We start from the raw sequence: 12328 nt of genomic DNA on the forward strand, positions 1-12328 counted from the left end.
CTGGCGCATTTCCACCGATGGCCAGCGTACGGCCGATGAATATGCGGTGTGGCTGCACCAGTTGATGGCGCTGGAAGGTGTGGCGATGGGCAGTGTCGATGCCGCCATCATCTCCACCGTGGTGCCGCAAACCCTGTTCAATCTGCAGCGCCTGTGCCGCAAATATTTCAGCGTCGAACCCCTGGTGGTCGCCATTGGCCAGATTGATTTGGGCTTGGCGATCGATCTGCCCAACCCGGCCGAAGTTGGCGCCGATCGTCTGGTCAACGCCGTTGCCGCCCATGCGCTGTGGCCGGGCAATCTGATCATCGTCGATTTCGGCACCGCCACCACCTTCGATGTGGTCTCAGCCGACGGTGCCTATCAGGGCGGTGCGATCGCGCCGGGCATCAACCTGTCGATGGACGCGCTTTATCAGGCCGCCGCCAAATTGCCGCGCATCGCGGTCGAACCGCCGCCGGGCAACGAGGGTGCCATCGGCAAGGGCACCGTCCACGCCATGCAGTCAGGCGTGTTCTGGGGTTATGTCGGCTTGATCGAAGGGCTGGTGAAGCGCCTGTGCCAGGAAATCACCGGCACCGTGACCGTGGTTGCCACGGGCGGTCTTGCCACCTTGTTCCATCGCCATACGGCTGCCATAGCCCATGTCGACGGCGACCTGACCATCAAGGGCCTTATCCGCCTGCATCAATTGAACGCAAAGAACCCAACATAATGACCCCTGGTGACGAGTTGATTTTCCTGCCCTTGGGCGGTTCCGGCGAGATTGGCATGAACGTCAATCTTTATGGCTGCCAGGGCAAATGGGTGATGGTCGATCTCGGCATGACCTTTGCTGATTCGCGCTATCCGGGCATCGATGTGGTGCTGCCTGATCTCGCCTTCATCGAAGAACGCCGCAAGGATCTGCTCGGCATCGTGCTCACCCACGGCCATGAAGATCATATCGGTGCCATCCCCTATCTCGCCGCCGATCTGAAGGTGCCGCTTTATGCCACCCCGTTCACCGCCGGCCTGATCGCGAAAAAGCTGGAGGAAGAGGGGCTACAGGACGAGGTCAAGCTCAAGATCGTGCCCATGGGTGGCACACTGAAACTCGGCCCCTTCGGTTTCACCTATGTCGCGCTCGCCCACTCCATCCCCGAAGGCAATGCGCTCATCATCGATACGCCCTATGGCCGCATCTTCCACACCGGCGATTGGAAACTGGATGATGCACCGCAGATGGGCACGCCTGCCAGCGCCGCGCAGCTGACCGCCATCGGCGACAGCGGCATCCTGGCGTTGGTCGGCGACAGCACCAACGTCTTCAATCCGGAAGCATCGGGCAGCGAAGGCGATGTGAAAGACGGGCTGATGCGCCTGATCAAGGCGCGCAAGCAGGGCCGGGTGCTGGTGACGACCTTTGCCAGCAATGCCGCCCGGCTGGGCACGCTGGGCGCCGTGGCGAAAGCCTGTGGTCGCGAACTGGTGCTCGCCGGCCGCTCGATGGATCGCATCGTGGGCGTCGCGCGCGCCACCGGCTATCTGAAGGATCTGCCCGATCCCATCGATTGGGATACGGCGATGGGCCTGCCGCGCAACAAGGTGCTGATCCTGTGCACCGGCGCGCAGGGCGAACCAATGGCGGCGCTGTCACGCATTGCCGAAGGCAGCCACCCGAAACTGCGGCTGGAGCCGGGCGATCTCGTCGTCTATTCCTCCAAGCAGATCCCTGGCAATGAGCTGTCCATCGGCCGCGTCCAGAACGCGCTGGCCACGCGCGGCATCGATATCGTCACCGAAAAACAGGCCCACGTCCACGTTTCCGGCCACCCCGGTCAGCCGGAACTGGAAGCCATGTATGAATGGATCCGGCCCGAAATCGCCATCCCGGTGCACGGCGAACGCCGACACATGGAAGAACATGCCAAGCTGGCGAAAGATTGCGGCGTGCCGCGCGCCATGGTGCCGATCAACGGCAGCGCCATCCGCCTGGCTCCCGATGGCCCCAAGCTGCTCAGCCATGAAAAGGCCGGCCGCCTAGTGCTGGATGGCGATGTCATCCTGCCGTCAGACGGCGCCACCATCGTCGAACGCCGCCGCATGTCCAGCTATGGCCTGATTGCGGTGAGCGTCGTGGTCGGCCGCAACGGCCTGCCAGCCGCCACCCCGAAAGTGAGCGCCCACGGCGTGCCGGTGGAGGAAGACAAGGACGATTTCCTCGCCCAATGCGCGCAAGCCGCCGAAAAGGCCGCCGCCAAAGCCGATCCGAAACGCCCCGAGCATTATGCCGAAGCCATCCGCGTCGCCGTGCGCCGCATCGCCCGTGAATGGACCGGCAAAAAGCCGGTGACCGAGGTGCAGGTAACCCGCCTGTGAAGCTGCAATCCGCGCTGGCCATCTACCTGCTGTTCTGGATGCTCACCCTGTTTGCCGTCCTGCCGTTCGGCGTGCGCACCGCCGATGAAGATGGCAGTGAGCCCATCCCCGGCCAGGCCAGCTCCGCCCCCAGCAACCCGATGATCGGCAAGAAGCTGCTGTGGACAACGCTGATCAGCGGGCTGCTGTTTGGCCTGTTCATGGCCAATTATGAATATGGCTGGATCGGCGTGGACGATGTGCCCTTCTGGCAGACGCGCGGGCCTTATGCGCCGGTGAAGGCAGGGTAAAGGAGCCTCCGGCGGGCAGGGGCTGAGCCCCTGCTCCCACTTTCGTTTTCAAGTGGCCCCTGCGGCGCGCCCGTCTCAAGCTGTCAAAGAGCAAAAAGACGCCGTCAAATTGGTAATCGAGCCGATAATTCAGCTGCCCAGTTGTTACACTTCTTACGTTTCGTGTCGGATACAGGATTTCCAAACCGCCCCGCACTATCCATGCAAGGTCACCAGACGCTATCGTGATGACAGGCTTTCCCTGTGTAGGACAGCAGGCAGTGCTAATGCGCATGAGGCGATCATCCGATCGCGTCTATACCGCCGAGGGAGAAATAATTACACTGTCCCCGGAATTCCTGAGATATACTAGAATTGTGTGCCTACACTAAAGTTAAACGTTTTGGTTTCATCTCCTGCTTGCCGTTGTAAAGCTGTAGCGATATCGAAGCGAAATGGACCAAATGGGCTGTTCCAATCGACCCCAACACCGGTTAGCCGAGGGGCGTCAGATTTGCATCCAGGTAGCTTCCAGATAATACCGCTATCGATAAATGTACATGGGCGCAATCCAACCTCGCTCGATGCTGTTTCGGCTGGTGGAAGTGCAACTTCGCTTGGACCAAGATAATTGGCTTTGCCGCCGAGGCTGTTAGCTAAAATCTCGTCTGACTTGCGGCGAATGACATTGGGGCCTACGCCACTAATGTCAAACCCCCTTAACTGAGGCTGACCTAAGGCAAATCTGTCCGCTGACGCAGGAGACTTTGACCGATCAAATCTACCAGTAGTAGCAACCACTACGGCAGCCGATCGTGATACTATTCGCGAACCAAATTGATCGGCATTCTTTACTATAAACGCGTTTAGATATTTAATTATGTTAAAGTGCTGCGACATACATTCTGGATTGGCGGTTGATCCTTTAGCAAGAATATCATTCTGTTCTCGTTCATTGCGGCCGGCAGTAAACAGGAGTATGGTATTCGCGGTCTGAACGCACCTTACCTTCAATTGATCAATGTCTTGATTGATCGAATTCTTCTTCTGCCATTCGTTAAAGTCATGATTTAGATTGAAACTGACTATACCAAGAACGACGCTGGTCGTACCTAAAACAAGAGCACTAACAAGATTACTGATTGCGACGAATTTTTCGAATGATGATGGCTCGCTTGATGTCGGACGCGCCCTGCGTCCGCGAGCTACAATCGACATTCGCCGGTAGTCCATTTCTTGCACCTCATTAGATGATCTATACATCAAGACATCATTGATGGAAATCAGCTTTCGAGCGAACGGCAGGAGATTTCGGGGGGCACTAATTAATTTCGGAGTTCCGGGGACATAGTGCAATTGGTTTGCAACAATTCCGGAGACAGCTCATTAAAATGGCTCCTGCGCAAGCCAGCTACGCCGACTTAGCCGTTCATTGAGGCAACGGGCCTCAACAAAACGAAAGTGGGTGCAGGGCCTCAGGCCCTGCCCGCCGGAGGCTCTCTCAATTGAACCGCCCGGCCGCTTGCCCAATCGCCAGATACAGCTTGCCCAACGTGGACGACAATAGAGTCGCCCCCAGCGCTTCGCCGCCACGTTCCGGCACGACATCTGCCACCAGCGATTCGAATTCCTGCAGGTAGCGGCTGGCTTCGGTGCGGAATTCGGCGTCGTGGGTGAAGTGGCGCACGAATTGGCGGCCGGCACCGCTGTCGAGGCCGTGGGCGAGGCGGCGGGCGATGGCGCTGGCGTCGCCGGCGGCGTAATCGGCCCAGGTCTTGTCGTCGATGTCGTAGTCCAGCAGCTTGGCCAGATCGATGGCGCTGGATTGCAGGCTGTCGATCAGGCCATTGGCTCTGCGGCCCAGCGCATTGCGGGCGCGCACTTCGGCGCGGGTTTCCACCGCGTCCACATGCGCTTCCACGTCGGACAAGGAGCGGGCCAGCCCGATCAGCCGCTGCGCCACGCGTTCGGCGGCGGCCTGTGCGGAATCTCCGGCACGGCCCTGCAATTCCATCAGTTCCTCGATGCGATCGCGGATTGGCGCAGCAAAGGCGGCTTCGGTACGGCTGATGGCGGCCTTGTCCAGCGCTTCCTCGGCTTCCATTATCACGCCGGCCAGTGCGGTGCGCATGGCGCCGGCGGCGTTGTCGGCCACTTCGCGTACGCGGGCAAATGTATCGATCAGGTCGCCCGATGCGGTCAGGCTCAGGCGACTGGTGTCGTCTTCCAGGGTGCGCATCTGTTCCTGGGCCCGGGCGATGGCGTCGGCCAGTTCGTCTGTCGTGGCGGTCAGGGTTTCGCGGGCGCTGGTCAGGCGGTTGCTGGCATCGTTCAGGGTTGCGCTGCCCGATTCCAGCGGTTCGGCCAGGGTGGCGGCCTGTTCCTTGATGCTGGCCAATTGCGCTTCCAGCCCGGCGATCTGGCCGCGCAGCGCGCTCACTTGGCTCTCGCCGGCCGGCAACTGCGCTGCGAACAGCGCGATGGTGCGGCTGGCTTCGCTGCCCATGGCTTCGAGCCGCAGTTGAACAGCGGAGAGCGCGGCATCGGCATCGCCCAGCGGCGCCGTGAGCCCCGCCAATTGCTGGCTGGCGCTGGCCACGCGCTCGTCCAGCCCGGCAAGTGCGTTGCTGTTGCTGCTGATGGCCGCAGCAAGGCGGGTTTCCAGCGTTTCGACCCGGTTGCCCAGTTCGTCCACCAACGCCGCCGCGTTGCGGCCACTGGTTTCGATTTCACCGGCCACCTTGCTGGCCAGCAGTTGCAGGCTGGCGAGCCGTTCATCCAGCGCCCGCGCGCCTTCGCCGCCGATATGGGACAGGGCGGTCCGGGCCTGATCGACACTGGCCAGCATCGCGCTGGTCTGGGCGTGCACGGCCTCGCGGGTCTGCTCAACGGAAGCGGTGGTGCGGGTGAAGGCATCATCGACCGCGGCGTTGAGCGCGCCGATCGGCGTTTCCACCGCGTCGCGGGCCTGCGCAGCGGCGCTGGCCATGGCGGCAAGGCCCGATTGGCTGGCTTGGGCAAGGGCATTGATCTCGCCGCGACTGGCTTGTGCGGCGGCCCGGGCTTCGGCTTCGGCTTCGCTGGCGCGGGTATACAGGCCGGCCAGCAGGGTTTCGGTTTCAGCCAACTGGCTCCGCAGCTGGTTGTCCACCCGGCTCATCAATTCGCTCAAGGCCTCGGCCTGGCCGCTGGCAACGGGAATGGCGCCGGCAAAATCCGTGCTGGCGGCGATGGCCCTCGCCACGGTTTCAGCCAGACGGCTGTTGGCAGTGTCCAGCGCATTGGCCACGCCGGCGATGGTGCTGCCATGGCTGGCCACCGGTGCTTCCATCGCGGCCATGCGGCCCGTCGCGGCGGCCAATTGCTCTTCCAGCCGGGCAAGGGATTCGGCGCTGTGTTCCAGCCATTCGGCAGCCTGGGTGGCGCGCGTATCGGCAATGGCAGCGCGGGCGGCGTTCACGGCTCCGGCATCGCGCAACTGCACTGCGGCCAGCAGGGCCACGCCCACCGGGCCGGCCAGTGCGGCGAGCGTCAGCAGCAGTGGCTGCACCGTAGCCGGCACGGCAATCGCGCCAGTGGCAGCGCCCCAGGTGGCAATGATGGCAGCGGCCCAGGCCAGGCTGGCGATGATCGCCAGAATCCAGGGCCAACGGCGCGGTTCAGGAGGAGCCAGAAAATCACCCATAATGTCACAAACAGGAAAAGGGGCCGCCGTTCAAGCCGGCAGCCCCGATTCACAAAACTATCCACAGGTTTCCGCGGTGACGATCAGCTGCGCTGACCCATCGGCAGATAATCGCGGTGGGTGTGGCCGGTGTAGAGCTGGCGCGGACGGCCGATCCGCTGATCGGGATCCTCCATCATTTCGGTCCACTGCGCGATCCAGCCGACAGCGCGCGAGATGGCGAACAGCACGGTGAACATCGAAGTGGGGAAGCCGATCGCCGACATCACCACGCCTGAATAGAAATCGACGTTGGGGTAAAGTTTCTTGTCGATGAAATAGGGATCGTTCAGGGCGATCTGTTCAAGTTCACGGGCGACGTCGAAGATCGGATCGTTGACGCCCATCTTGTCGAGCACGTTCTTGGCGACCTTGGCCATCACTTTGGCGCGCGGATCGTAATTCTTGTACACGCGGTGGCCAAAGCCCATCAGGCGGAACGGATCATCCTTGTTCTTGGCGCGCGCGATGAATTCCGGGATGCGATCCGGTGTGCCGATTTCGCGCAGCATGTTCAGTGCGGCTTCGTTGGCGCCGCCATGCGCCGGGCCCCAAAGGCAGGCGATGCCGGCCGAAATGCAGGCAAACGGGTTGGCACCCGATGAACCGGCCAGTCGCACGGTCGATGTGGAGGCGTTCTGTTCGTGATCGGCCTGCAGAATCAGCAATTTTTCCATCGCGTCTTCAACAACCGGATCGATCACATAGGGCTCGGCTGGCACGCCAAAGGTCATGCGCAGGAAATTACCGGCAAAACTCAGGCTGTTATCGGGATAAAGGAAAGGCTGCCCGATCGAATATTTATAGGCCATCGCCGCCAGCGTCGGCATCTTGGCGATGATGCGGTGTGAGGCAATCACGCGCTGCTGCGGATCATGAATGTCGGTCGAGTCGTGATAGAAGGCCGCCATGGCCCCCACGATGCCGCACATGATCGCCATCGGGTGCGCGTCGCGCCGGAAACCCCGGTAGAAGGTCGCCAGCTGTTCGTGGATCATGGTGTGGCGGGTGATGTTGCGGGTGAAATCGGCATTCTGTTCCGCATTGGGCAGATCGCCGTTCAGCAGCAGGTGGGCGACTTCGAGGAAGCTGGATTGTTCGGCGAGCTGTTCGATGGGATAGCCGCGATACAACAGGATGCCTTCATCGCCATCGATGTAGGTGATCTTGGATTCGCATGACGCGGTGCTGGTAAAACCCGGATCGAAAGTGAACCGGCCCGTGTTGGCATAAAGCTTGCGAATATCAACGACGTCGGGGCCAATGCTGCCCTTGTGCACCGGATAGTCGGCGCTGTTCCCGTTGATCCCGATCGTGGCCGTCATGGCTCTGTTCCCTTCGTTAGACCCGCCAGGGCGTCGTCAATCCGCCCCAGCACTTCATCCCTGCCCAAAACTTCGAGAACCTCGAACAATCCGGGCGACTGGGCCGAACCGGTGACAGCAGCGCGCAATGGCTGGGCGATCTGGCCAAGCTTGGCCGCTTCGCTTTCCGCCAGTTCACGCGCCACCTGTTCCAGTGCGGCGGCCGTCCAGTCATCCTGAGCGGCGAATCGTGCCCGGGCACGGTCAAGCAGTCCCGGTGTCGCAGACGCTAGCAGCTTGGCGGCGCCTTCGTCCATGGGGATTGGGCGACTGCGAAGATAGAAAAGACTGCTGCCTGCCAAATCATTGAGATTGTTGGCGCGTTTCTTCAGCTCCGGCATGGTGCGCTGCAAAAGCGCCCGGTCGGTATCGGTCAATTCGCGGCCCAGAGTCGCTGCGACGCGGCCGGCAGTCAGCGCCACCAGCCGGCCATCATCGGCGGCGCGCAAATAGTGCCCGTTCAGGTTTTCGAGCTTCTTCAGGTCAAAGCGCGACGGCGAACGCCCCACCCCGCCCAATTCGAACCATTGCACCGCCTCGTCGCGGCTGATGATCTCGGCATCGCCATGGCCCCAGCCCAGACGCAGCAGATAATTCTCCACCGCTTCCGGCAGCAGGCCCATCTCGTCGCGATAGGCATCCACGCCCAGGGCGCCATGACGCTTGGAAAGCTTTGCGCCGTCAGCGCCGTGGATCAGCGGAATATGGGCATAAATTGGCTCAGGCCACTGCCCCATTGTTTCGTGGCAGGCGCGAATCAGCGCCAGCTGTCGGAAGGCGTTGTTCAGGTGATCATCGCCGCGGATCACGTGCGTTACGCCCATGTCGTGATCGTCCACCACCACCGCCAGCATATAGGTGGGGGTGCCATCGGAACGCAGCAACACGAAATCATCGAGTTCGGCATTGTTCACCGTCACCGGTCCTTGCACCTGATCATCGATGGTAACGGCCCCATCGCGCGGGGCTTTCAGGCGGATCACATAATCGGTGTCGTTCGGCCAATCCGTGCGGTCGCGCCAGCGCCCATCGTACCGCATCGGCTGCTTTGCGGCGCGCTGCGCCTCGCGCAGGGCGGTCAGATCTTCGGGCGTTGCATAACAGCGATAGGCGTGGCCGGCGGCCAGCAGCTGGTGCGCCACCTCGGCATGGCGGGCCGCACGGCTGAACTGATAAATCACCTCGCCATCCCAATTCAGTTTCAGCCAGGTCATGCCATCCAGAATCGCTGCGATTGCCGGCTCGGTGGAGCGGGCGCGATCGGTGTCCTCGATGCGCAGGTGGAATTCACCGCCGTGGTGGCGGGCAAACAGCCAGTTGAACAGCGCCGTGCGGGCGCCGCCAATGTGCAGGAACCCGGTGGGCGAAGGGGCAAAGCGGGTGACGACTTTGCCGGAAAATCCGTGGCTTGCGCTCATGCGCGTTTCATCCAATCCTAGGGCTGCAGGGTCTGGCCGGAAGGGACAGACGGATCATGCCGGGTGGTTAGCAGAAGGACAGGCGCCATTCAAACCGGAGCCAGGCGAAGTATTGGGCAAGGCATAGGGCGCGGCCTTGGCCAGCGGCTGGCCGCCAGCTGGCATGGCTGGCTGGATGCCGAACGCGCCCACCTGCCGTTGTGGCTGCCGGTGGCGTTGGCCGCTGGCATCGCGCTGTGGTTTGCGTTGCCGTGGGCGCCGTTGCGGCAGGCCGCGGCACTGGCTGCGGTGGCACTGGCAGTGGGCCTGGCCCTGGCGGGGCTGCGGCCGCTGGCCTGGTTTGCAGCGTTGCTGCTTGCCGGGCTGGGCGTCACCGAAGCGCGGGTCGCGCTGAACCAGCATCCGGTTCTTGGCGATCGCCAGTTTGCGCTGATCACCGCCCGCGTTGAAAGTGCCGAGCCTTTGGCCTTTGGCGAGCAGCGCTTGCTGCTGGTGCCTCCGCCATCTGCTCGGATGCCCGGCGCCGATCTTCCGGAAGGCGTTTTACGGCTGCGCGTGCGGGTGCGCGGCAACGTGCAGACCGGGCAACCACCCGTGCCAGCCGGGGCAGTGGTTTCGCTGCGCGCGCTGCTGTCGCCGCCGGCCGGCATGGCGGTGCCGGGCGGTTTCGATCTGGCTCGCCGCAGCTGGTTTGATGGTATCGGCGCCACCGGAGTCGCGCTGGGGCCGGTGCAGCTGCTGGCGCCGCCGCCGCCGGGCCCGCAACTGTGGCTGGCCGGGGTGCGCGGCCAGCTGCAAACGCTGATCACCGCGCGCATGCCCGGCGAAGTTGGCGCGGTGGCGGCAGCCTTTGTCACCGGTTGGCAGGGCGCGATTCCGCCCGCCACGGCCCAAGCGATGCGCGACGCCGGTTTGGCGCACCTGTTGTCCATCTCGGGGCTGCATATCGCGGTGGTGGTGGGCAGCGTCGCGCTGTTTTCGCGCAGTCTGCTCGGGCTGTGGCCGTGGTTGGCGCTGCGGGCGCCCGTGCCAACGCTGGCGCTGGCCACAGGCGCGCTGGCCGGGCTGGCCTATACACTGCTGGCCGGCGCGCAGGTGCCCACCGTGCGCGCCGTGATCGCTGCCTGCATTGTCGTCGTCGGCATGATGCTGGGCCGGCAGGCGCTGTCGCTGCGGTTGCTGGCGGCGGCGGCCTTTGCCATATTGGTGGTGCGGCCCGAAGCCCTGCTTGGCGCCAGTTTCCAGATGAGTTTTGCCGCCGTGATCGGCATCGTTGCGCTGTATGAAAGCCGGCTTGGCAAATGGCTGACGGCGGTGCGCGAGGATGAACCCTGGTGGCAATGGCTGGCCCGCGCTGCAGCCTCGCTGCTGGCGTCTGGGTTGGTGGCCGAATTCGCGCTGTCGGGCATCGGCCTCTATCACTTCGGGCGCAGCGGCCTGTATGGCATCGCCGCCAATCTGATCGCCATTCCGCTGACCAGTTTCGTGGTGATGCCGGCGCTGATGCTGGCCTTGCTGGCCGAAGCGCTGGGATTGGGGTGGCTGTGGCCGCTGGCCAGCTGGGCAATGCAGTGGCTGATCGATCTGGCGGATACCACGGCCAGCCTGCCCGGCGCGGTGATCACCAGTGCAGCGATCCCGGGGCCGGTGTTTGCGTTGGGAGCAGCCGGCGGCCTGTGGCTGGCGCTGTGGCGCACGCGGGCGCGCTGGTGGGGGCTGGCACCAATGGCGGCGGCGGTCGTGCTGGCGCAGGCAGCGCCGGTGCCGGATCTGCTGATCAGCGGCGATGGCCGGCACCTGGCGCTGCGATTGCCCGATGGCCGATTGGCGCACAGCCGGGAGCGGGTTGGTGATTTCCTGCTGGACAATTGGGCCGAGGCGGTGGGCAGCGATCCCGCCAGCGCCGTCTGGATCGGCACTTTGCCATCCGCCCGCTGTTCCGCCGAAGCCTGCGTTGCCGATGTGGAACGGGGTGGCCGGCACTGGCGACTGCTGGCCACGACAGGACGCAGCCTGATTCCGCGCGGCGATTTCGAACCGGCCTGCGCGGCGGCCGATATCCTTGTTTCCGATCGCCGGCTGCCGGGCTGGTGCCGGCCGCGCTGGCTGAAACTGGACGCCGCCGCACTGGCCCGCACCGGCGCCGCGACCGTTCGACTGGATGGGGCAGGGGCCGTGCACACCGCTGCTGATGCCGCCGGTGATCGGCCCTGGCAGCAGCGCCCGGCCGGCCGCCGGACATACTGACAAAGCAGAGTTGCGCTGCACGGCGCACCGGCCAAAACTGTGACTGAGGAGACCCGCCATGACCGAAATCATCGATCCCGCCCGGCCGATCGTCGATCCGCATCACCATCTGTGGGACCGGCGCTTTGTGCCGCAGCCCGCCGCCGGCGCCACCGACTTTGAACGGGTGATCGGCCTCAGCCCGCTCTATCTGCTCGATCAGCTGAATGCCGATGCGAATGCCGGCCACAAAGTGGTTGCAACCGTGTTCCTGGAGTGCGGCGCATTCTACCGCGCCGATGGCCCGCCAGAGTATCGCTGCGTCGGTGAAACCGAATTCGTGAACGGTGTCGCCGCCATGAGCGCGTCAGGCCTTTATGGCCCGATGCGTGCCTGCGCCGGCATTGTCGGCCATGCCGATCTCACTCTGGGTGCCAGCGTGCGCCCGGTGCTGGAAGCGCATCTTGCTGCCGCCCCGGCGCGGTTTCGTGGCATCCGCCATTCGCCTGCTTGGGATGCAGACCCGGCGGTGCTTGGTATGCTTCAAAGAAACCCGCCCGGCCTGCTGGCACAGCCGGCCTTTCGCGCCGGCCTGGCCGAACTGGCGGCCATGGGTCTCAGCTATGATTGCTGGCTGCTAGCGCCGCAATTGCCCGAACTCGTTGCCATGGCCAGGGCCGTGCCGGATCTCAGCATCATCTGCGATCACCTCGCCACGCCGTTGGGCACCGCCGCATACGCTGGTCGCCGTGATCCAGAATTTGCGGGATGGGCTCGTAATATCAAGGTGTTGGCAGCCTGCCCGAACGTGGTGATGAAAGTAGGCGGCTTGGCCATGCCGTTCGGCGGCTTTGCCAGTTTCATGGCCGATCCGCCGGCCACGGCGGCCATGCTGGCCGATGAATGGCGGCCCTGGATCGAAACGGCTGTGGCCGCGTTCGGCGCGGATCGCTGCATGTTCGAAAG

Annotated in this window: 9 protein-coding genes; 5 read left to right on the forward strand and 4 right to left on the reverse strand. The window is 63.4% G+C overall.

What is annotated here, in order from left to right:
- The 3 genes from RMO81_RS14670 to RMO81_RS14680 form a co-directional block, all read left to right on the forward strand.
- Positions 1-715: type III pantothenate kinase (locus RMO81_RS14670; protein WP_310476654.1), on the forward strand; the 715-nt coding region annotated here is incomplete at its 5' end.
- Positions 715-2361, forward strand: coding sequence for a ribonuclease J (locus RMO81_RS14675; protein WP_310476655.1), 1647 nt, complete (start codon positions 715-717; stop codon positions 2359-2361). The genes RMO81_RS14670 and RMO81_RS14675, both read left to right, overlap by 1 nt.
- Entirely contained in the window at positions 2358-2651 is a 294-nt protein-coding gene (locus tag RMO81_RS14680) for a DUF1467 family protein (RefSeq protein WP_310476656.1), read from the forward strand. Before RMO81_RS14675 ends, RMO81_RS14680 begins: the two co-directional genes overlap by 4 nt.
- A gap of 348 nt (positions 2652-2999) precedes the next feature.
- Here RMO81_RS14680 and RMO81_RS14685 read toward each other — a convergent pair whose 3' ends face one another.
- The 4 genes from RMO81_RS14685 to gltX form a co-directional block, all read right to left on the reverse strand.
- Positions 3000-3848 (reverse strand): BamA/TamA family outer membrane protein, encoded by an 849-nt coding sequence (locus tag RMO81_RS14685; RefSeq protein WP_310476657.1) that lies wholly within the window; start codon positions 3846-3848, stop codon positions 3000-3002.
- A 283-nt stretch (positions 3849-4131) separates the two neighbouring features.
- A complete protein-coding gene (locus tag RMO81_RS14690) occupies positions 4132-6315 on the reverse strand; it encodes a hypothetical protein (RefSeq protein ID WP_310476658.1) in 2184 nt (727 codons plus the stop codon).
- Between the two features lie 83 nt (positions 6316-6398).
- Positions 6399-7679 (reverse strand): citrate synthase, encoded by a 1281-nt coding sequence (locus tag RMO81_RS14695; protein WP_310476659.1) that lies wholly within the window; start codon positions 7677-7679, stop codon positions 6399-6401.
- Complete coding sequence (gene gltX / locus RMO81_RS14700) at positions 7676-9136, reverse strand: glutamate--tRNA ligase (RefSeq protein ID WP_310476660.1); 1461 nt, start codon at positions 9134-9136, stop codon at positions 7676-7678. Before gltX ends, RMO81_RS14695 begins: the two co-directional genes overlap by 4 nt.
- Positions 9137-9346: 210 nt before the next feature.
- On the opposite strand from gltX, the gene RMO81_RS14705 reads away from it, so the two are divergent.
- Together RMO81_RS14705 and RMO81_RS14710 are read left to right on the forward strand one after the other, a co-directional pair.
- Complete coding sequence (locus RMO81_RS14705) at positions 9347-11383, forward strand: ComEC/Rec2 family competence protein (RefSeq protein WP_310476661.1); 2037 nt, start codon at positions 9347-9349, stop codon at positions 11381-11383.
- 58 nt (positions 11384-11441) lie between these two features.
- A partial coding sequence (locus RMO81_RS14710) for an amidohydrolase family protein (protein WP_310476662.1) occupies positions 11442-12328 on the forward strand: 887 nt, incomplete at its 3' end.

This window comes from Sandarakinorhabdus sp. (assembly GCF_031422795.1).
Taxonomy (GTDB): Bacteria; Pseudomonadota; Alphaproteobacteria; order Sphingomonadales; family Sphingomonadaceae; genus Sandarakinorhabdus.